We start from the raw sequence: 20,680 nt of genomic DNA, 5'->3' as shown, positions 1-20,680 counted from the left end.
TGAAGCAACTTCCGCGCCATTGCGGTGCAGTCCGTCCGACAGCAGCCCGCCCAGCGCCCTGCCCACAGGCAGACGCCCACCCCTTGCGCCATGGGCGTGGATAAAGGCTATAATCTCCGGCTTTGCTGGCAATGCCCCGTCGGCCAAATACTAGTTACAGACGGGGAAACCGCTTTGTACGGACTTGAGGCCCGATCTCCCCAAGCCCCTCTGCAGGCACCATTTGGAAAACATTAGCTAATGACTACGATCCGCGTAAAAGAAAACGAACCCTTTGACGTTGCCCTGCGCCGCTTCAAGCGCACCATTGAAAAGCTCGGCCTGCTGACCGACCTGCGCGCCCGTGAGTTCTACGAAAAGCCCACCGCCGAGCGCAAGCGCAAGAAGGCTGCTGCCGTGAAGCGTCACTACAAGCGCGTTCGCAGCATGCAACTGCCCAAGAAGCTGTACTAAGTACCGCTTTGGCACCGTCCTGATACGGAGTGCCGACAAACCCGCGCTAGGGACGCCAAGCGCGGGTTTTTGTTTTTTCGGGTCTGCACAAAGCCCCTCTGGCGTCGTTGTAGCGCCTTGCCGTAGCAAGACTACTGTCTGCGGCGCTGCGCCTAGCCAGAGGAGCTTTGTGCAAACCCTCCATCCCTGTCTGAAACCAAAAAAGGAAGTCGCCATGAGCCTCAAGGACCAGATCACCGAAGACATGAAGACCGCCATGCGCGCCAAGGACAGCGAGCGCCTGGGCACCATCCGCCTGCTGCAGGCCGCGATGAAGCAAAAGGAAGTGGACGAGCGCGTTGTGCTGGACGACGCAGCCGTGGTCGCCATCGTGGACAAGCTGATCAAGCAGCGCAAGGACTCCATCACCGCCTTTGAAGGCGCTGGCCGCCAAGACCTGGCCGACAAGGAAAAGGCCGAGATGGCCGTGCTGCAGGCCTACCTGCCCGAGCGCATGTCGGCCGAAGAAACGCTGGCCGCCGTGAAGGCCATCGTGGCCGAAGTGGGTGCCTCGGGCCCCGGCGACATGGGCAAGGTGATGGGCGTGGTCAAGACCCGCCTGGCGGGCAAGGCCGACATGGGCCAGGTGTCGGCCGCGGTAAAGGCAGCGCTGGCGGGCTGATCGCCCCTGCGGTCGAGTCGACGGCACGACCAGTATCTTTTTGATAGCTGCTAGCGCTTGCATGACTTGCGCTAGCAGCTATTTTTGCTTCAAACCGGGGCGTTTTTGCCCGCTCCGGTCTCTGCGCCCCGCACCGCCCACCCGGCGCGGAAATGCGCCTGCAGAAACTCCACGCACACCCGCACCTTGGCCGAGCGCTCCAGCCGCGTGGGGTAGACGGCCCACACATTCGCCTCCTGCTGCCACTGCGGCAGCACCTGCACCAGGCGCCCCGCCTGCAGGTGCGCGCCCACGTCCCACAGCGAGCGCAGCACAATGCCCCGCCCATCCACCGCCCACTGCACGGCCATCTCGCCGTTGTTGGCTGACAGCGGGCCGCGCACCTTGACCGATTCTTCCTGTGCGCCGCTGCGCAGGCGCCACACGCCAAAGGGGTGGTCGCGCTCCTTGATCACCAGGCAGTCGTGCGCGGCCAGATCGGCCACCATGCGCGGCGCACCCTTGCGCTGCAGGTAGGCGGGCGCCGCGCACAACACGCGGTGGTTGTCGGCCAGGCGGCGGGCGATGAGGTGCGGCGCAATCTCGTCGCCCACGCGCACATCCAGGTCAAACCCTTCACCCGCCACATCCACCAGCCGGTCGAACACCTCCAGCCGTACCTGCAGACCCGGGTGCTGTTCCACCAGCCGTGACAGCGCGGGCGCCACGATCTGGCGGCCAAAGCCGAAGCTGCTGCTCACCCGCAGCAGCCCGCGCGGCTCGCTGCGCGTCACCGCCACCTCCTGCATCAGCTGCTCCATGTCATCCAGGATGCGCTGCGCCCAGTGAAAGACGCGCTCGCCCTCTTCCGTCACCGCCACGCGGCGGGTGGTTCGGTGCAGCAGCTTGACCTGCAGGTCCTGCTCCAGCAGGCGAATGCGCTTGCTGACGTAGGCGGGTGAAGTACCCAGCTCGGTGGCAGCGCCGCCAAAGCTGGCCTTGCGCACCACGGCCGTGAACACGCGCAGGTCTTCCGCTGCAGGATTTTTATGCACGAAATGTGAATGATGAAGCCACGGTTGGCAGATTGTAGTTATCGGCAGCCCTGGGAACAATGCACGCCATACCGCTGGCTGCGCCCTGCAGCCGCATCCCCGACGCCATTGCAAGGACCACTTGATGACCTCTTCCGCCCCCGCCAAAACCTACCGCATCGCCCTCATCGCCGGAGACGGCATTGGCAAGGAGGTGATGCCCGAAGGCCTGCGCGTGGTGTTGGCCGCTGCCAAACGCTTTGGCATCGCCCTCGAAACCACTACCTTCGAATGGGCCAGCTGCGACTACTACGCAACCCACGGAAAAATGATGCCCGACGACTGGAAAGCACAGCTGTCGGGCATGGACGCCATCTTCTTCGGCGCCGTCGGCTGGCCCGCCACCGTGCCCGACCATGTGTCCCTCTGGGGTTCGCTGCTCAAGTTCCGCCGCGAGTTCGACCAGTACATCAACCTGCGCCCGGTGCGCTTGTTCGAGGGCGTGCCCTGCCCGCTGGCGGGCCGAAAGCCCGGCGACATCGACTACTACGTGGTGCGCGAGAACACCGAGGGCGAATACACCTCGCTGGGTGGCGTGATGTACGAGGGCACCGACCGCGAGATCGTGATCCAGGAGTCGGTCTACTCCCGCCACGGTGCCAACCGCCTCTTGAAGTTCGCCTTCGACCTGGCCCAAAGCCGCGCCAAGAAACACGTGACCCTGGCCACCAAAAGCAACGGCATCGCCATCAGCATGCCCTGGTGGGATAAGCGTGCCGATGAGGTTGCCAAGGACTACCCCGAGATCACGCTGGACAAGCAGCACATCGACATCCTTACCGCCCGCTTTGTGCTGCAGCCCGGCCGCTTCGACGTGGTGGCTGCCACCAACCTGTTCGGCGACATCCTGAGCGACCTGGGCCCCGCCACCACCGGCACCATTGGCCTGGCCCCCTCGGCCAACCTCAACCCCGAGCGCCACTTCCCCAGCCTGTTCGAGCCCGTGCACGGCTCAGCGCCGGACATTTACGGCAAAAACATCGCCAATCCGATTGCGATGATCTGGTCGGGCGCGCTGATGCTGGACTTCCTCACCCACGGCCAGGGCGCAGGTCGGCAGGCGCACGATGCGATCGTGAGCGCCATTGAAGAGACGATCAAGAGCGGGCCACGCACGCCCGATCTGGGCGGCACGGCGAGCACGACGCAGGTGGGTGAGGCCATCGCGGCGAGAGTGAGTGCACAGACCGAATGACGCCTGGCGGCCAATCACTCCTGAATTGATAGCTACCAGCGCATGAAATACCTGCGCTATACGCTCATTTCATTCAAAAATGGCTCTCACCCTCCCCCTGGAGGTACCTTGAACTGCTCGGTGACGCGCTGCTCGGCACGCGCCGCAGCAGCCGCCAAACGGTCTCTGGCGTTGCGCGCACCCGCCATGGCTGCACGCAGGGCACGCAGAACAACGACCACGGCAACCGATCGCGCGGGTCGCTGGCGACCCACCAAGTGGGGATTAGAAATGGCTCTGACGGCGGTGGTGGAGGAATGCGGGTGTTTCATGGCCCCGCAATGCTCTCGCCGGGCTTACCATCTGTAAAGTTGAATTCAATAACGATTCACTTCACGAATCCTGATGCGTAACCTCAACCTCGACCAGCTGCAGACCCTGATCGCCATCGCCGACCTGGGTACTTTTGCCGCCGCCGCGCAGGCGCTGCACCTGGCGCCGCCCACCGTGAGCATGCACATCAAGGAACTGGAATCGCGCCTGGGCGCCGAGCTGGTGGTGCGCGGGCGGCGGCAGGCTGACCTCACCCCCGCCGGCGAGGTGTTGGTGCGCGAAGGCCGCCAGCTGCTGCTGGCCAGCGACGACCTGGTGGAGCGCGTGCGGCGCCACGCATCCGGCCGCGAAGGCATGGTGCGGGTGGGCGTGTCGGCGGGCGTCAGCACCCGGCTGCTGCCGCGCATGCTGGAGGCACTGGCGACGCGCAGCCCCGGTGTGGAAATCCGCCTGGAGGCCGTGGGCTCGGCCGAGTCGATGCAGCGCCTCAAGGCGGGCACGCTGGACATTGCCATCGTCGCCAGCCCCCAGCCCCCGCTGGCCGAAGTCAAGCAAACACCCTGGCGCAACGACCCCATGGTGGCCCTGCTGCCCGCCGCGTGGGAGGCACCCGACCGTATCGGCCCCGACTGGCTGGCCAGCCGCCGCTGGGCATCCTTTGCGCCCGCCACGCAGATGCACGGGCTGATCGCCAACTGGTTTGGCCAAGCGGGGCATCACCCGCGCCCATTTCTGGCGCTGAGCTACCCCGGCGCCCTCAAAAGCCTGGCCGTGGCCAGCCAGTGTGCCGCCTTGCTGCCCATGGAAGAGGTGGAAGACCTGCAGGGCACGCCCGGTGTGCAGATCCGCCCCCTGCAGCCGCCGCTGATGCGCCCCATGGCCGTGGCGCACCGCCACCAGCCGCCGCCCTCCCCGGCGGTGGAGGGCGTGCTGGAGTTGCTGGCGGAATTTGCGGGCCTCGCAGAGTGATGGCGGAGCACACCGCGCGCCGTCACGCGGGCGGCAAGCCCTGGGCGCCCTGGGCAGGCCGGGCAGAAGACCCGGCAGCAAGCCGCTGCAGGTAGGGCTGCACGAACAGGTACAGCCCCGTCAACAACAGCAGCGCCAGCGGCGGCAGGGGCGCATAGGTCACCCAGTCCAGCGGGTGGCCTCCCCTCTGAGCACGGACCACAAAATTGGCGATGACGGCCAGGGCGTGTCACCCTCCAATTCCCCCACGCGAAAGCCATCCAGGCCGTGCAGTGCTAGGCGCCCTGAGTGCCGTGTAGCCCCGCTACACAAGCGAAGGACAACGACGCAATGCGCGGCCTGGATGGCTTTCCCTTCGGGCTGGCTGCGCAATGCGGCGTCTGCTTTGTCAGGTGGCTTGCCAATAGCCAGCTATTGGCTGCGCCCCCCTTCGCGCATCCATCCGTATTGCGCGGCCAGCGCGCGGGGGAATTGAAGGGTGGCACGCCCTGGCGTGAACGCCATCGACACCCAGCGATGAAACCGCCGAATTCCCGCACCGGCGCTCATTGCGCACCTCCAGCCGCCAGCTGGATCATCTTCCAGCTGTTGCCCGCCGGGTCCCGAAAGCCTGCGTCCACGTTGCCGTACCGGTCCACGGGCTCCTGTGTGAACTCCACACCCAAGTCCCGCAGTCGGGCATAGTCCGCGCGGCAGTCCGCCACATGGAGCACCAGCGCAGGCATGGCACCTTTGGCCACCATCGCGCGCAAAGTTTGCGCTGTGGCTTCATCATGGATCGGTGGGCCGGGCCTGAACAGGCCGAGCTGGAAGCCCGGCTGGTCAGGGTGCTGCACCGTCAGCCAGCGGTAGGGCCCGTTGCGCACGTCCGTGTGCACGCGAAACCCGAGCTTGCCCACGTAAAACGCGAGCGCTTCGTCCTGATCGTCCACATACACGCCCACCACACCAATGCCTTGGTTCGCCGTCATCAGATCTCCTGGTTTGTTGCTGATGTCGGCTTTGTACCTGCGGCCTGGCGGCGGCGCTTCTCCGAAACTGCGGTGGTGAGGTCGGGACGTTGTGCAGCCTTCAAAACGCAGGCGGGCACCTTGTCCAGTGGCTCCACAGTGGCCTGGGCCTGCTGGCGCACCACACTAGGACTGTGCCCCGTGATGTCACGGAAGGTGCGCCCAAAAGTGCCCAGGCTCTCCCAGCCGGTGGCAAACGCGATCTCGGTGATGGGCAGGTCCGTGTCGCGCAGCAGCGTGGTGGCTTGCTCGATGCGGCGTGTCAGCAGGTAGCGGTGGGGCGGGATGCCAAAGGCCTGCCGGAAGGACCGGGCGAAGTGCGCCTCCGAGACGCCGCTCACCTCCGCCAGCCGCTGGACCGGCCAGGCCTCGTGCGACGCAGCGTCCATGTGGTCCTTGGCGCGCAACAGGCGGCGCAAAAGCGCCGGGTCCTGGGGCGCAATCGGGTGGGCGGCTTCGCCTTTGGTTGGGGGCTTCGGGGGCACGGAAGGCATGGTGGGTGCAGCATATCGCCTGTCTGGCGGCACTCCTGCACCGCCGGTACAGAGGCAGGCAAGACTGGCGAGGCACCACAGGTGAACACAAGCACCGTGAACAAAGTCACCGTCTTCGCGATGGGCCTCACCCGCTGCGGGTGCTGCCGAGGCAAGGGCATGGAATCATCGCGGCATCGCCCGTCGATGGCCGCCCGGCCGTCGGCAGTCCACATCATTCATCTCTTCGCGAACCATCGACCATGAAGCGTCTTCTCATCCTGGGAGCCACGGGCTCCCTCGGCCGCCACGTGCTGCAGCAGGCTGTGGCAGCCGGCCACCAGGTATCGGTCATCGTGCGCAACCCCGCCAAGCTGCCCCAGGACATGCGGTCACGCATCACGGTGCACCCTGTGGACCTGGGCACGGTAGCCATCGGCGCTTTGGCCGACTTGGTTCGGGGCCACGAGGCACTGATCAACTGCGCGGGGCTGGTCACAGAAGGCCGCGCATTTGTCGAGCTTGTGGACCGCGTTGTTTCCAGTGTGGAATCCCTTGCGCCTTCCGAGCGTCCGATCTGCTGGTTCATGGCGGGCGCCGCCGTGCTCGACATCGGCCAGACAGGCCGCCGGGGGGTTGAACTGCCCAAGGTGCGCGACACCTATTGGCCGCACCGGAAGAACTTTGAGCGCCTGAACAGCTCCCCCATTGACTGGCGGCTGCTGTGCCCCGGGCCGATGTTGGACCAAGCCGCGCTCGGCATCGACCGGCTGCGCATTGCAGCGGACCAGTTGCCGGTCGCTGTGCCGTCCTTTGCAGGCAAGCTCCCCAGCCCGCTGTTGCTGCTGCTGTTTGCGTCGAAGGTGCCGCAGATGATCGTGCCCTATGCCGATGCAGCGGCGCTGATGCTGGCCCATCTTGCGCCCCGGGACGCGATGTCCCGGCACCGCGTGGGCCTCGCTCTGCCCGCGGGCATGCGCGGCAAGAAAGACACCTGGGCGGCCAAGCCCCGCAGTGCCAGCTGACGCAGACCTCCATGAAAAAAGGCCCTCGCAGTCACGAGGGCCTGGGGGGCAGGAAAGCTGCCGAAACTTGCCTCACATCAGCAACTTGCAGCATCCGCCTGCGGCAGCCATAAAGATCAGCTACCCGCCACCTTCATGCGATTGACCAGGATGGAGCCCACCGTCTTGGCGCCATAGTTGTAGGCATCCGCGCCCACGGCCTCGATGCCCTTGAGCATGTCTTTCAGGTTGCCCGCGATGGTGATCTCGTGCACGGGGAAGGCGATCTTGCCGTTCTCCACCCAGAAGCCGCTCGCGCCGCGCGAGTAGTCGCCCGTCACGTAGTTCACACCCTGGCCCATCAGCTCCACCACAAACAGGCCGGTGCCCAGCTTTTGCAGCATGGCGTCGAGGTTGTCGCTGGCCTGCGTGAGGCGCGAGGTCATCACCAGGTTGTGCGAGCCACCGGCGTTGCCCGTGGTCTTCATGCCCAGCTTGCGGGCCGAGTAGCTGCTGAGGAAATAGCCCTGCACACGGCCACCCTGCACCACCTTGCGCGGCGCCACACGCACCCCTTCTTCGTCAAACGGCGAGCTGCCCTTGCCGCCCAGGATGAACGGGTCTTCGAGGATGTCGATGTGCTTGGGGAAGACCATCTTGCCCAGCGAGTCGAGCAAGAAACTGCTCTTGCGGTACAGCGAGCCGCCACTGATGGCCTGCACAAAACCGCCCAGCAGGCCTGCGGCCAGCGTCGATTCAAACAGCACAGGGCACTGCGTAGTGGGGATCTTGCGGCTGCCCAGGCGGCTCAGGGCACGCTGCGCTGCGTAGCGGCCCACGGCCTCGGGCGATGCCAGGTCGGCCGCATTGCGCATGGAGCTGTACCAGGCGTCGCGCTGCATCTCGCCGTTCTTGCCGGGCAGCGAGGCGATGGGAGCCACCGAGAAGCTGTGGCGCGAACTGGCATAGCCGCCGCGAAAGCCGCGTGTGTGGGCGCTGAAGAAATGGCTTTGCTGGGCCGACACGCCCGCGCCTTCGCTGTTGGTGATGCGGCGGTGCGTCTTGAATGCGGCGGCTTCGCAGGCCTTGGCCATCTCTGCAGCCTCTTCGCTGGTGATGGCCCAGGGGTGGAAGAGTTGCAAGTCGCGGTGCGTGTCGGCGGGCGCGATGTCGTCGGCATCGGGCAGTCCGGCTACGGGGTCTTCCGCCGTGAAGCGGGCGATGTCGTAGGCCGCCTGCACGGTCTGCTCGATCGCCTTGGTAGAAAAGTCTGACGTGCTGGCATTGCCCCGGCGGTGGCCGATGTAGACCGTCACGCCCAGCGACTTGTCGCGGTTGCGCTCCACATTCTCCAGCTCGCCCTTGCGCACGCTGACCGACAGGCCGCAGCCTTCGGACGCCTCAGCGCCCGCGTCGGTCGCGCCCAGCTTTTTGGCATGCGCCAGGGCGCGGTCCACCAGCTCTTCAAAAAACGGGCGGCTGTAGCTGAAGCCGCTGTCAGGGGTGCGAGAGGAGGCGGCTGCGGGCGCGGCGGCCAGCGCGCCAGGGGTGCGCGGGGCGCGATTCGAGGGTTTGTTCATAGCGGCAGCTATGATACTTGCCACTGTGGCGCGTTGAGAGCCTGTTAACGATCTCCCAGGGGTCGCGCAGCGGTCTTTGCGGGATGGGATGCAAAGCGCGGTGTGCAGCCAATAGCTCGGCTATTGGCAAACGCCGCAACGCAGCAGACCGCCCGCAAAGACCACTGCCCGAAGGGTTGGAGCGAAATCGGGCGATTGAACGCCCCGGCTGCTTGCATGGGCATTAGCCCACGCAGCGCACCCGAAGCTTCCACTCATCCCGATTGCGTTCCAACGCGACCCCTGCGAGATCGTGAACAGGCTCTTGGCTCCACTCGTTTTTTGCCCCCACCACCCATGTCACGCAAACCCAAAAAAGGCTACTTTGTGCGAGGCCAGTTCGTTGCCGAAGGCAGCGAACTGGACATCCAGCTCAAGGCCGAACTCAAAGGCACGCCCGATGCCAGCCGCACCGATCTCAAGCGCGAGAGCGATGAACTGCAGGACCTGGGCAAGGAGTTGCTGACCCTGCGCGCCGACCTGTTCGACGCCGTGGGCCTGCCCGACAAGCTGGTGGAGGCGCTGGCCGAGGCCAAGCGCATCACCAACTTTGAAGGCAAGCGCCGCCAGATGCAGTACGTGGGCAAGCTCATGCGCAAGCTCGAACCCGAGCTGGTGCAGGCCGCCCGCCAGGCCCTGGAAGAGCAGCACAAGGGCTCTGCCACCGAAAAGCTGCAGCTGCACCTGGCCGAACAATGGCGCGACCGCCTGATCGCCGATGACGACACGCTGGCCGCCTGGATGGCCGAGCATCCCACCACCGACACCCAGCAGCTGCGCGCGCTGATCCGCCAGGCGCGCAAGGACGCACAGCCCGCAGGCAAAGAGGCCAATGTCCAGGTCTCGCAAGGCCTGGCGCCCCGCAAGGGCCGTGCGTACCGCGAGCTGTTCCAGCTGGTGCGCGAGCACCTGGGCGGCACCGGCACGGCAGATGCCAGCGACACCAACGAGGACAACGACGATGAGTGAAGCCGTCCACGACGCCGTCAAGATCGGCATCGTCTCCATCAGCGACCGCGCCAGCACTGGCGTTTATGAAGACAAGGGCCTGCCCGCACTGCAGGACTGGCTCACGCGTGCGCTGCACAACCCCATCACCTTCGAACCGCGTCTGATCCCCGATGAACAGTCCGGCATCAGCGCCACGCTGATCGAGCTGGTGGACGCTGGCTGCAGCTTGGTGCTGACCACCGGCGGCACCGGCCCCGCGCTGCGCGACGTGACGCCCGAGGCCACGCTGGCCGTGGCGCACAAGGAGATGCCGGGCTTTGGTGAGCAGATGCGCCAGATCAGCCTGAAGTTTGTGCCCACGGCCATCCTCTCGCGCCAGGTGGCAGTGATCCGGGGAAACAGCCTCATCATCAATCTGCCCGGCCAGCCCAAGGCGATTGCCGAGACGCTGGAGGGGCTGAAGGATGCCGACGGCAAGCAGATAGTGCCCGGCATCTTTGCTGCAGTGCCCTACTGCATCGACCTGATCGGCGGGCCCTACCTGGAAACGCGCGATGAGGTGTGCAAGGCGTTCCGGCCCAAGACGGCGATTCGCGCACCGCGCACATCCAACTGATCGCCGGACAGCCCGACACTGTGGCGCTATACGCTTTCTCAGTACGCATCGGTAGCAGTGCGGACCTGCTATGAAATACCTCTGGCTTGTCCATCTGCCGCTGCTGGTGCTGCTTGGCTACCTGTACTGGCGCAATCGCAGCATGAAACAGCGGCAGGATGCGCTGGTGCAAGGCCTGAAGGGGCAGCACTACTGGCGCATCAATCTGGCACGGCCTGGTTTCTATCAGAGCTGGCTGCGCATCATGCCGTTTGAAGCTAAGGGTGTGCTGATTGACGACGGCGAGACACTGCGCATCAAAGGTTTCTGGCTGAAGGGCCACCGCCCATTCGAATCGTCTATCGACAAGGCCAGCGCCAGCGTGCAATGGCTTGGTAACCGGCACCTGCGCGCGGGCAACCTGTATTGGGCAGAGCTGAACACCCCGCGCGGGGCGCTGTTGTTTTGTGCGGATACCGGCATGTACGCGCTGCCTTCGCGCGAGGCGCTGTCAGACATCTTTCGCAGCGCCTTCCCGGACTACGCACTCGACGAGCAACAGACCACGGACTTTGCCCTGGAGAAGAACCCCCGCAGCATCAGCATGGTGGCCGCGTTCTTCGCGCTTTTCCTTTTCAGCCTGATCGACACCTTCGTCATCAGCCGCTTCGAACTGACCGATGCGCAGTTGCTGAACATGCTGGTAAGCCCCCTGCTACCACTGGGCGCAGCTGCTGGGGCCGGCTTTCTGCTGCTGTCGTGCTACCTCTTCATGAACCGCGGGGGAGTCCCCGCCCGGGAATCCATGGTGGTGGGCACCTTCGTCGCCCTCGCGGCGCTGGGCGCTGCACTGCCCGCCGCCAAGCGCATGGACCAATGGCTTGCAGACGGACCGACGCAGGCCTATACCTACCGCGTGACTTCCGCCACGCGGCTGGAACCGGTCGACCCGTCCCTGGGCCTGCCCCGCATGTACTTCCCGCGCGCACGGGAGTACTGGGATCAGTTTCCCCCAGGCAGTGACTACCAGATACCTTTTCTGCGGGGCCCTCTGGGACTATGGCAACTCGACCATGCCGCTTTTGATCCGCCGCTGATCGCCTTCTACGAGAAGCGATAGCCGCAGGTGTCGCGGCGGCCCAGCACCCAACTCGCTGCAGGCCTACTTGCCCACCAGCTCGTTGAGCTTGCCCGCCTCAAACTGTTCCTTGATCGCCGCGTCGCAAGGCACGCAGTCCTTGGCCTGCTGGTTGGCGGCCGAGAGTTTTTCGATGGCCTGCCACAAAAGCGCAATCTGATGCTCTTGCGATGAGGCGTTGTCGATCAAGCCGCGCATGGCCTGCGAGAGCGGGTCGTCTTCCTGCGTGATGCCATAGGCGGTGAACTTGCGCGCCGGCTGGGATTCGGTCACGTCGGCACTCTGCCCCTCTTTCGACGGGATGATGCGCGCCGGGATGCCCACCGCCGTGGCGCCAGCAGGCACCGGCTTGATGACCACGGCGTTGGAGCCGATCTTGGCACCATCACCCACCTCAAAGCCGCCCAACACCTTGGCGCCCGCGCTCACCACCACGTCCTTGCCCAGCGTAGGGTGGCGCTTGGTGCCCTTGTAGAGCGAGGTACCACCCAAGGTCACGCCCTGGTAGATGGTGCAGCCGTCGCCGATCTCGGCGGTCTCGCCCACCACCACGCCCATGGCATGGTCAAAGAACACGCGCTCGCCGATCTTGGCGCCGGGATGGATCTCAATACCGGTGAACCAGCGCGCAAAGTGCGAGATGAAACGCCCCAGCCATTTGAGTCCGTGGTGCCAGCACCAGTGGGCCGGGCGGTGCAGCCAGATAGCGTGCAGGCCCGGATAACAGGTGATCACCTCCCACGTGCTGCGCGCGGCAGGATCGCGGTCGAGGATGCACTGGATATCGGAGCGCAGGCGGGCGAGCATTGGTTGTTATGGTTATTTGTAAATGGGTTACACAGTCTATCGTTTCGCCTGCGCCGTCTCGATCATGGCTTTGGCGACACCTCTCAAGATGTGGATTTCCTCAGGGCTGAGCTGCGCGCGGTTGAAAAGCTGGTTAAGGCGGGGCATGAGCTTCTTGGGCGCGGCCGGGTCCAGAAAGCCGATGGAGGTGAGCGCCTGCTCCCAGTGGCTCAGCATGCCCGCCACCTGCGCCGCATCGGCCAGCGTGCGCGGCGGGGTCGCGTCCTGCACCGCAAATCCGCCCAATGCCTGGCGCCATTCATAGGCGATCACCTGGATAGCGGCCCCTAGGTTGAGCGAGCCAAAGCCGGGGTTGGTGGGAATCGACAGCGCTACATGGCAGCGGTACACGTCTTCGTTGGTCATGCCAAACCGCTCGGAGCCGAAGAGAAAGGCCACGCCGGCTTGCGGGGCCGCGCACGGGTCTGCAGGCGTGTCGCCGGATGGATTTGAAGGGTTTTGGGCCTCTTGCGATAGTGCTTCATGCCTGAGCAGCTCACTTTTTAATAGCATTTCAAAGTGGGCACGTGGCGCGGCCGTCGGCGGGCCGAAGTCGCGGGGCGTCATGGCCGTGGCGCACAAGTGGCTCACACCGTCTAGGGCCTCGTCCAGCGTGGCGACGATGCGTGCGTTGTTCAGCACATCGAGGGCGCCGCTGGCGCGCTGGATGGTTTCCTCGCGCCGCAGCACGTTGGCCCAGCGTGGAGCGACCAGCACCAGGTCGTCAAACCCCATGGTTTTCATGGCACGGGCGGCGGCGCCCACATTGCCGGCGTGGCTGGTGTTGATCAGAACAAAACGGGTCTTCATGGACGGGCGGGGCGAGAGGGAGAAAGCGGCCGGTTAGGCAAAAAAGGGCTCTGCGGGTAAAATCCCGCCCTCTATTGTCGCCGCCCGCATCGCCGGGACGGGTCGGACCTCCCCGCTCATCCTGTACGCAGACGCCCGCGCCACCCTGGCCGTGCGCTGCCAACCACCACAATTTATGTCGTCTACTCTGCACCCCATGCTCAACGTGGCCATCAAGGCTGCACGCGCCGCCGGCGCCATCATCAACCGCGCGGCCCTGGACGTGGAATCGGTGCGGATCTCGCAAAAGCAGATCAATGACTTTGTGACCGAGGTGGACCACGCCTCCGAAAAGATCATCATCGAGACGCTGCTGACGGCATACCCCGGCCACGGCATCCTGGCTGAAGAGTCGGGCAAGGAATACGGCGCCAGGGATTCGGAGTTCGTCTGGATCATCGACCCGCTGGACGGCACTACCAATTTCATCCACGGTTTCCCCGTGTACTGCATCAGCATTGCGCTGGCCGTCAAAGGCAAGATCGAGCAAGCTGTGGTGTACGACCCTACCCGCAACGACCTGTTCACCGCCACCAAGGGCCGTGGCGCCTTCCTGAACGAGCGCCGCATCCGCGTGAGCAAGCGCACCCAGCTCAAGGACTGCCTGATCTCCACCGGCTTCCCCTTCCGCCCGGGCGACAACTTCAAGAGCTACCTGAACATGATGGCCGACGTGATGCAACGCACCGCCGGCCTGCGCCGCCCCGGCGCCGCTGCGCTGGACCTGGCCTACGTGGCTGCCGGCTTCACCGACGGTTTCTTTGAAACCGGTCTGTCGATCTGGGACGTGGCAGCGGGCTCGCTGCTGGTGACCGAGGCCGGCGGCCTGGTGGGCAACTTCACGGGCGAAGCCGACTTCCTGGAACAGCGCGAGTGTCTGGCAGGCAACCCCCGCGTGTACGGCCAGCTGGTGCCCATCCTGGGCAAGTACAGCAAGTTTGCGAGCGCTGGCGACAAGGCGGCTGTGCGCCAGGCGGCGACTGCCGACGCGCCCGAAGCCAACAACACGCCAGAGGCAGAAGGCGCTGCAGATGCAGCCGAATCGGGGGCTCCCCAGGCCGACACCGCCAAGGGCGAAGACGCGCCGTTCTAAATCCACCCACCGCGCCCTGCGGCAAAGCCGACGCACGATGCCCCCTGGTGAGGTCTGGTAGCTGGACCGCGCAGTGGGCGCAACCTACACCAGCGCAGCCGCGCAAGGGCCGCCCCGCCGCGCTGGCTGCGTCCCCCTTCCCGAAGGGCGCAGCCATTCGAGAGAAGGGGGAAGGCGCGAAGCGACTCAGGGGGATGAACCCTACACCGGGTCTGGATATTTCTGCGCAATGCTGCGGAAGTCTTCCGCAATGTCCACAAACGCATCCACCATGTCAGGGTCGAAGTGGGTGCCCTTGCCCCGCACGATGGTGCTGCAGGCCTGGTCGTGCGAAAACGCGGGCTTGTACACGCGCTTGCTAATGAGCGCGTCGTACACGTCGGCCACGGCCATCAGGCGGGCCGACACCGGGATGGCATCGCCCGCCAAGCCCTGTGGATAGCCGGAGCCGTCCCACTTTTCCTGGTGGCTGTAGGCGATCTCCTTGGACACGCTCAAAAACGCCACACGCATGCCCAGGCGCCGCTCGGCTTCTTCGATCGCGTCGCGGCCCAGCGTGGTGTGGGTCTTCATCACCTCAAATTCTTCCACCGTGAGCTTGCCGGGCTTGAGCAGGATGCTGTCGGGGATGCCGATCTTGCCGATGTCGTGCAACGGGGCCGACTTGTAGAGCAGCTCGATCATGCGGTCGTTGAGCAGATGCTCAAAACGCGGGTGGTGGCGCAGGCGCTCGGCCAGCGTCTTCACATACAGCTGGGTGCGGCGGATGTGGTTGCCGGTTTCGTTGTCACGCGTCTCGGCCAGAGAGGTCATGGCCATGATGGTCACGTCCTGGATGGCCTGCACCTCCAGCGTGCGCATGGCGACCTCGCGCTCCAGATAAGCGCTTTTGTCGCGCAGGAAGTCGGCCGTGGCCTTGAGCGCCAGGTGCGTGTTGACGCGGGCCAGCAGGATGGGCGGGCTGATGGGTTTGGTGATGTAGTCCACCGCGCCCAGCGCCAGTCCCATGCGCTCGTCGTCGGTGTCGGAGCGCGCCGTGAGGAAGATCACCGGGATGTCGCGCGTGGCGGGTGCCTCCTTCAGGCGGCGGCAGACCTCGTAGCCATCCACCTCGGGCATCATGATGTCCAGCAGGATCAGGTCGGGCGGCGTGGCCGACTGGGCAATCTTGAGCGCCTTCTCGCCATGGTTCGCCACCTTGACCAGGTAGTGCTCGCGCAGCAGGCTGCCCATGAGGGTGAGGTTTTCGGGCGTGTCGTCCACCACGAGCACGGTGGCAATCGGCTTATCTACCAAGGTCGCCGGGCTGGAGGCAAAAGGCGCGTTGTCCATGCAAATGTCCTGCGTGAGTGCCGTTCAGGGGGATTCGAGGGCGGTGGATTCGGAGCCAGGCACCGCAGCCATGGCCTCCAGTGCCTGCTCGAAATCAAAGTTCAGGGTGTGCTTTTCAACAGCCTGGAAAGCGCTCCCCAGGGCCGCCTTGAGCAACACGCCATTGTGTTGGAAAAACTCGGTGGCTGCAGGGTCGTCCTGCTCCAGCAAGTGGCGCAAATGGTGTTCGGCCTCGGCGGGCGTCATGCCCGGCCCAGATACGCCTGCAGATGGCGACACACCGTGCTCCGGTGCCGCTTGCCCCTGCACCGCTTGCAGCACCCAGTCCTGTAGCCCCTGCAGCAGCGGCTGTAGCGCAGCGCGCAGCTCCGCCAGCAACGGCACGATGGCCTCGTTGCCATGGCGAAAGCGCAGCGAGTGCTCCAGCGCCTGCGCGCGGTCCGACACGGCCTGCGCGCCAATGTTGGCGGCCACCGACCGCAGCGTGTGGGCCAGGCGCTCGGCCAGCGCCACGTCATGCACCGCGAGGGCGCGCTGCAGCTCTGGCAGCACCGGGGCCTGCCCTTGCACAAAGCGGCGCAGCATCTCGGCATACAGACCCGTCTTGCCCAACGCACGCTGCAGGCCCAGGTTGGTGTCCAGGCCCGGCAGATCAGGAACATCCACCGGTAGCCAGCCAGCGGCCGTGGCACTGGCGGCCCCCGCCGCCACCGATGCCGCCACTGGCGCCGCATTGCTGCGCGCGGGTGGTACTGCAGCACCCAGCCCCTCGCGGGGGCGAATCCACCGGGCCAGCGCAGCCCACAGGGCTGCAGGCTCGATGGGCTTGGCCACATGGTCGTTCATGCCGGCCGCAAAGCAGCGCTGGCGGTCCGCCTCCATGGCGTTGGCCGTCATCGCAATGATGGGCAACTGCGCATAACGCGGGTTGCCGCGCAGCAGGCGCGTGGCGGTCTCGCCGTCCATGACGGGCATCTGCATGTCCATGAGCACGGCGTCGTAGTGCTTGCGCTCAATGTGGTCGATGGCGATCTGCCCGTTTTCTGCCACGTCCACGGCGAAGCCCGCGTCCAGCAGCAGCTCCATCGCCACCATCTGGTTGAGCTCGTTGTCCTCGACCAGCAGCACGCTGGCGCCCCGGATGTCCAGGGGCAGTTCATCGGCCGCAGGGGCGGGGGTGACCGCACGGCGTCGCTCCGAGCCCGATGCCTCCAGCGGCTGCATCAGGGTGTCGAACAGCAGCGAGGCATTGACGGGCTTGATGAGCACGGTTTCAATGCCCTGCGCACGTGCGGCCCGCATCACGTCCTCGCGCCCGTAGGCCGTCACCATCAGCATCTGCGGCACCTTGGGCATGCCCAGGCTGCGAATGTGGCCGGCCAGCTCCACGCCATCCATGCCCGGCATGTGCCAGTCCAGCAGCAAGAGGCCAAACGGCTGCTGATGGGCCATGGACTCGCGCAGCCGGTCCAGCGCCTCCAGGCCCGAATGCGCCTGTTCCACCACAAAACCCATGGCTTGCAGCATGTCGGACAGCACCGTGGCCGCCGTGTGGTTGTCGTCCACCACCAGCACCCGGGTGCCCCGCAGGTCGGGCGGTGGCAGCAGCACCCGCGCCGGCGCGCCGCGCTCCAGCGGCACCGACACCCAGAAGGTGGAACCCTTGCCAAAGCGACTTTCCACGCCCACCTCGCCGCCCATCAGCTCGGCCAGGCTCTTGCAGATCGCCAGCCCCAGGCCGGTGCCGCCGTAGCGGCGCGTGGTGGAGGTGTCCGCCTGCTGGAAGCTCTGGAACAGGCGCGCCATCTGCTCATCGGTGAGCCCGATGCCGGTGTCACGCACCTCGAAACGCAGGCGCACCTGGTTTCCCATCTCCTCCAGCAAACGCACGGCAATGCTGATTTCGCCCGACTCCGTGAACTTGATGGCGTTGTTGGCATAGTTGATGAGGATCTGGCCCAGGCGCAGCGCGTCGCCCACCAGGTTGGGGGGCACGTCGCTGGCCACATCGCAGACCAGCTCCAGCCCCTTCGCTCCGGCCTTGTAGCCCACCACGTCCGACACGCTTTCGAGCATGCGGTCCAGCAGGAACGGCTGGCGCTCCACCACCAGCTTGCCCGCCTCGATCTTGGAGAAGTCCAGGATGTCGTTGATGACGCCCAGCAGATGCTGGCCCGCCTGCTGGATCTTGCTCACATAGTCGTGCTGGCGCGGGCTCAGGCCCGACTTGAGCGCCAGATGCGACATGCCGATGATCGCATTCATCGGCGTGCGGATCTCGTGGCTCATGTTGGCCAGGAAGTTGGACTTGAGCGCGGTGGATTCCTCGGCCAGATCCTTGGCGCGCCGCAGTTCCTGTTCAGCGCGCTGGCGGTCGGTGATGTCCACAAAGGTGCCGATGGTGCCGCCCGCGGTACCATCCGGGCGCGCAAAGCCGTGCAGCCAGAACAGCGTGTGGTGCAGCTCACCGTCGGCATACGGCAAGTCAACCTCACGGTGCACCTTGCGCTCGCCTTCCATGGCCTGTACCGCGTCCTGCTCGAAGCGCGTGCGGGTCTCTTGCGGCAGGTAGTCCAGGTCCATCACCGTCTTGCCGATGAGCGCCTCACGCGTCACCCCGAAAGCCTGCTCGTAGGCACGGTTCACCCCGATATACCGCCCGTCTGCCCCTTTGTAGAACAGGGGCACCGGGATGGCATCAATCAGCGCCTGCTGGAAATCCAGCTGCCCTGCCACCTGTTCCTCCAGGAGCTTCTGATCGTGGATATCCACGTTGACCCCTACCACCCGCACGGGCTGGCCCTGGGCATTGCGGAAAATGCGTGCAGCCTCCAGGAACCAGCGCACCTCACCGTCCGGGCGCACGATGCGCCAGGAGTCGCGCAGGTAATCCTCGGTGCCAGCCAGGCAGCTGTCGAAATAGGCGCCCGCCTGGTCGCGGTCCTCGGGATGCAGGCAGTTGAGCCAGAAGTCCCGCCCGTCGGGCTGGGTGCCAGGCGGCAGGCCCATCATCTGCGCCAGCTTGTCCGACCAAACGATTTCGCCGGTGACCAGGTTCAGGTCGAACACCCCGATCTTGCCCGCCTCCTGCGCCAGCTCCAGGCGCTCCTGGGCCTGCTGAATGACTTGTTCTGCGCGTCGCTGTTCGCTGACGTCTTCAATCACCCAGATCGAGGCGGTGCCAAAGTCGTCCATCTTCAGGCTGCGGCCCGCCAGGCGCGCCTCGAACCGGGTGCCATCCAGCCGGTACAGCGTCGCGGTCTCGCGCAGCGCCTGGCCCGACGCCAATGCGGGCGTGACGCGGGCGGTGAACAGGTCGGCATGGCCCGCACCACCGAACAGCACCGACACCCCTAGGCCCAGCAGCTGGGATGCCGTGCCGCCCATGAGGTCCACAAACGCCGGGTTGAACTGGCGGAACTGCCCATCGCACACCAGCACGATGGGCGGCGCGTTGTCAAAGATGGCGGTCTGCTGCTCCAGCAGTTCGTTGAGCAGGCGCTCGCGGCGCTCCAGCTCCTTTTGCGCCTGGATGCGCTCGGACACGTCCTCGTGCAAACCCACAATTCCGATGCGCTTGCCACGCCCGTCAAACACGGGGGACAGCGTGGCCTCGTCGTGGTAGATGCTCCCGTCCTTGCGCCGGTTGACGAACTGGCCTTGCCAGGATTTGCCCGACAGCAGTGCCGACCACATCAGTTGATAGGTCTGCGCGGGCGTCTGCCCGCTGGCCACCAGCGAGGGCTTTTTGCCCCGCACCTCGTCGAGCGAATACCCAGTGTTGCGCTCGTACTGGGGGTTGACCCAGTCGATGCGGCCCTCGCCATCGGTGATCACCACCGACACGGGGCTGCTCTCCAGCGCCGTCCCCAGCACCCGGAAGCGCTCCAGCGCGCTGGCCACCCGCGCGCGGCTGCGCAGCAAATCCAGCAGCAACAGGCCCAGCAGGCAAACCAGCACAAAGGCCACAGCCCCGATGCGGGCGCGCTGTGACGACGTCATCAAGGCGCTGATGTCGTCCAGCGCCACCAGTTGCCACTCACCGGTCGGGTCGTGCCAGTCGATGGCCCGGCGCTCGACCGCATGGGGTACCCCATTGATCTGCACCTCACCCGCATCGGCTGCAAACGGCAGCGCAGACGCCACGCCGTTGTCAAAGTGGCGGCCGAACTGGCGCGTGGCCCGGATGGCGTCGATGCGCGCCTGCGTGAGCGGCGGTGCCACCGCAAACTGCCATTCGGGCCGGGTGGCTGCAAATGCCACACCCTGCGGCGACAGCAACACCATGGGCAGGCCCGCGCGCTTGAGCAGCAAGTCCACCGGCTCAAAGCCCACCTTGAACATCACCACGCCGATGATGTTGCTCGAAGGCGTGTCGCTCTCGTACAGCGGCGCCGCGTAGTACAACCCGCGCTCCTGGGTGTTGCTGCCAATGGCCGCATACACGCTGGTCGCGCCCTGGATGGCCTGCTGGAAATAGGGGCGAAACGCGAGGTTCAAGCCCGTGGACCGTTCGCCCGGCGTCTCATGGGCCACCACAGTGCCGTCTGCCGACATGACATACACGCCCTGCACCAGAAAGCGCCCCCGCGCCACGGCCAGGCGGGACAGTGCTTCGGGGTGATCGGGAGGCAAGCGGCCCAGCGCCATGTCCTTGAGCAGCGGCTCGCTCAGCCCCATCAAAGACACCGCCCCCAGCATGGAGCCACCGGTGGTCTGTGCTTGCAAGGTGTCTGCCGTCTGCTGCAGCAGACGCGAGCGTTCGTCAGACCGCTCGCCGGCACGCCAGTGTTGCGCCCCCTGCACCACCAGCACTGCACCCACCAGCGCGAGGACTACGACCAGCAGCAAGCCACGCAGGCCAGGCGCTTTGCGGTCCAGAAGCTTGTCAAACCACATGCCTACGCCCTTGCCACGCGGGCTCCCTGCCCAGTGGATCCGTTACTGTCAGCCTGCGGGGTCCAGCAATGCATCGATAGTCTCCGCCGGCCCGGGCCTTCCAAACAGATACCCCTGGAAGCCCTCGCACCCGTGCAGCCTCAGGAACGACAACTGCCCCGTCGTCTCCACCCCCTCCGCCACCACCTCCAGGTCCAGGCTCTTGGCC

Annotated in this window: 20 protein-coding genes; 9 read left to right on the top strand and 11 right to left on the bottom strand. The window is 65.6% G+C overall.

The genetic code is table 11. The annotated features are described in order from the left end of the window. Positions 1 to 240: 240 nt before the first annotated feature. Together rpsU and ACODSM_RS08275 are read left to right on the top strand one after the other, a co-directional pair. The gene (rpsU, locus tag ACODSM_RS08280) at positions 241 to 453 is read left to right on the top strand and encodes a 30S ribosomal protein S21 (RefSeq protein WP_007833691.1); all 213 of its coding nucleotides are present in this window, start codon (positions 241 to 243) and stop codon (positions 451 to 453) included. A 214-nt stretch (positions 454 to 667) separates the two neighbouring features. Then, positions 668 to 1,114 (top strand): GatB/YqeY domain-containing protein, encoded by a 447-nt coding sequence (locus ACODSM_RS08275; RefSeq protein WP_056640800.1) that lies wholly within the window; start codon positions 668 to 670, stop codon positions 1,112 to 1,114. Positions 1,115 to 1,203: 89 nt separating this feature from the next. Here the strand turns inward: ACODSM_RS08275 and ACODSM_RS08270 are convergent, their stop codons facing one another. Next, positions 1,204 to 2,148, bottom strand: a complete 945-nt coding sequence (locus ACODSM_RS08270; protein WP_488804933.1) for a LysR substrate-binding domain-containing protein — start codon at positions 2,146 to 2,148, stop codon at positions 1,204 to 1,206. Positions 2,149 to 2,272: 124 nt separating this feature from the next. On the opposite strand from ACODSM_RS08270, the gene ACODSM_RS08265 reads away from it, so the two are divergent. Continuing rightward, positions 2,273 to 3,382, top strand: a complete 1,110-nt coding sequence (locus ACODSM_RS08265) for a tartrate dehydrogenase (RefSeq protein WP_488804932.1) — start codon at positions 2,273 to 2,275, stop codon at positions 3,380 to 3,382. Between the two features lie 86 nt (positions 3,383 to 3,468). Here the strand turns inward: ACODSM_RS08265 and ACODSM_RS08260 are convergent, their stop codons facing one another. Further along, positions 3,469 to 3,693, bottom strand: coding sequence for a hypothetical protein (locus ACODSM_RS08260; RefSeq protein ID WP_488804931.1), 225 nt, complete (start codon positions 3,691 to 3,693; stop codon positions 3,469 to 3,471). Between the two features lie 73 nt (positions 3,694 to 3,766). On the opposite strand from ACODSM_RS08260, the gene ACODSM_RS08255 reads away from it, so the two are divergent. Beyond that, positions 3,767 to 4,663 carry a LysR family transcriptional regulator gene (locus ACODSM_RS08255; RefSeq protein WP_488804930.1) on the top strand — a complete coding sequence of 299 codons (897 nt, stop codon included), beginning with the start codon at positions 3,767 to 3,769 and terminating at the stop codon, positions 4,661 to 4,663. Positions 4,664 to 4,685: 22 nt separating this feature from the next. On the opposite strand, the gene ACODSM_RS08250 is transcribed toward ACODSM_RS08255, so the two are convergent. From ACODSM_RS08250 to ACODSM_RS08240, 3 genes are all read right to left on the bottom strand, one after another. Then, complete coding sequence (locus ACODSM_RS08250; RefSeq protein WP_488804929.1) at positions 4,686 to 4,826, bottom strand: hypothetical protein; 141 nt, start codon at positions 4,824 to 4,826, stop codon at positions 4,686 to 4,688. A 382-nt stretch (positions 4,827 to 5,208) separates the two neighbouring features. Further along, on the bottom strand, positions 5,209 to 5,634 hold the full coding sequence (locus ACODSM_RS08245; RefSeq protein ID WP_488804928.1) for a VOC family protein: 426 nt from the start codon (positions 5,632 to 5,634) through the stop codon (positions 5,209 to 5,211). After that, the gene (locus ACODSM_RS08240) at positions 5,634 to 6,167 is read right to left on the bottom strand and encodes a helix-turn-helix domain-containing protein (RefSeq protein WP_488804927.1); all 534 of its coding nucleotides are present in this window, start codon (positions 6,165 to 6,167) and stop codon (positions 5,634 to 5,636) included. The genes ACODSM_RS08245 and ACODSM_RS08240 overlap by 1 nt, the downstream gene beginning before the upstream one ends. 242 nt (positions 6,168 to 6,409) lie before the next feature. On the opposite strand from ACODSM_RS08240, the gene ACODSM_RS08235 reads away from it, so the two are divergent. Further along, positions 6,410 to 7,171 (top strand): NAD(P)-dependent oxidoreductase, encoded by a 762-nt coding sequence (locus ACODSM_RS08235; protein ID WP_488804926.1) that lies wholly within the window; start codon positions 6,410 to 6,412, stop codon positions 7,169 to 7,171. Between the two features lie 116 nt (positions 7,172 to 7,287). Here the strand turns inward: ACODSM_RS08235 and pmbA are convergent, their stop codons facing one another. Then, positions 7,288 to 8,730 carry a metalloprotease PmbA gene (gene pmbA, locus ACODSM_RS08230; protein ID WP_295944013.1) on the bottom strand — a complete coding sequence of 481 codons (1,443 nt, stop codon included), beginning with the start codon at positions 8,728 to 8,730 and terminating at the stop codon, positions 7,288 to 7,290. 336 nt (positions 8,731 to 9,066) lie between these two features. Here pmbA and yjgA point away from each other — a divergent pair, with 336 nt between their 5' ends. The 3 genes from yjgA (at position 9,067) to ACODSM_RS08215 (ending at position 11,435) form a co-directional block, all read left to right on the top strand. Next, positions 9,067 to 9,738 (top strand): ribosome biogenesis factor YjgA, encoded by a 672-nt coding sequence (yjgA, locus tag ACODSM_RS08225; RefSeq protein WP_488804925.1) that lies wholly within the window; start codon positions 9,067 to 9,069, stop codon positions 9,736 to 9,738. After that, a complete protein-coding gene (gene mog / locus ACODSM_RS08220) occupies positions 9,731 to 10,336 on the top strand; it encodes a molybdopterin adenylyltransferase (RefSeq protein ID WP_488804924.1) in 606 nt (201 codons plus the stop codon). Before yjgA ends, mog begins: the two co-directional genes overlap by 8 nt. 70 nt (positions 10,337 to 10,406) lie before the next feature. Then, on the top strand, positions 10,407 to 11,435 hold the full coding sequence (locus ACODSM_RS08215; protein WP_488804923.1) for a hypothetical protein: 1,029 nt from the start codon (positions 10,407 to 10,409) through the stop codon (positions 11,433 to 11,435). A 42-nt stretch (positions 11,436 to 11,477) separates the two neighbouring features. Here ACODSM_RS08215 and cysE read toward each other — a convergent pair whose 3' ends face one another. Next, the gene (gene cysE / locus ACODSM_RS08210; protein WP_015015184.1) at positions 11,478 to 12,260 is read right to left on the bottom strand and encodes a serine O-acetyltransferase; all 783 of its coding nucleotides are present in this window, start codon (positions 12,258 to 12,260) and stop codon (positions 11,478 to 11,480) included. Positions 12,261 to 12,296: 36 nt separating this feature from the next. Beyond that, a complete protein-coding gene (locus ACODSM_RS08205) occupies positions 12,297 to 13,109 on the bottom strand; it encodes an RNA methyltransferase (RefSeq protein WP_209819014.1) in 813 nt (270 codons plus the stop codon). Between the two features lie 175 nt (positions 13,110 to 13,284). Here ACODSM_RS08205 and ACODSM_RS08200 point away from each other — a divergent pair, with 175 nt between their 5' ends. Then, complete coding sequence (locus ACODSM_RS08200) at positions 13,285 to 14,241, top strand: inositol monophosphatase family protein (RefSeq protein WP_488804922.1); 957 nt, start codon at positions 13,285 to 13,287, stop codon at positions 14,239 to 14,241. Between the two features lie 201 nt (positions 14,242 to 14,442). Here ACODSM_RS08200 and ACODSM_RS08195 read toward each other — a convergent pair whose 3' ends face one another. The 3 genes from ACODSM_RS08195 to ACODSM_RS08185 form a co-directional block, all read right to left on the bottom strand. Further along, on the bottom strand, positions 14,443 to 15,573 hold the full coding sequence (locus ACODSM_RS08195; RefSeq protein WP_209819010.1) for a response regulator: 1,131 nt from the start codon (positions 15,571 to 15,573) through the stop codon (positions 14,443 to 14,445). Between the two features lie 24 nt (positions 15,574 to 15,597). Next, positions 15,598 to 20,472: a PAS domain S-box protein gene (locus ACODSM_RS08190; protein WP_488804921.1), complete on the bottom strand. Its 4,875-nt coding sequence runs from the start codon at positions 20,470 to 20,472 to the stop codon at positions 15,598 to 15,600. Positions 20,473 to 20,520: 48 nt separating this feature from the next. Continuing rightward, positions 20,521 to 20,680, bottom strand: a 160-nt coding sequence (locus ACODSM_RS08185) for an EAL domain-containing protein (RefSeq protein WP_488805048.1), incomplete at its 5' end; no start/stop codon positions are given.

The sequence above is a fragment of the Acidovorax sp. FG42 genome (assembly GCF_057809195.1).
The sequence above is the reverse complement of the archived record's forward strand: the minus strand, read 5'-3'. Positions and strand labels throughout refer to the sequence as shown.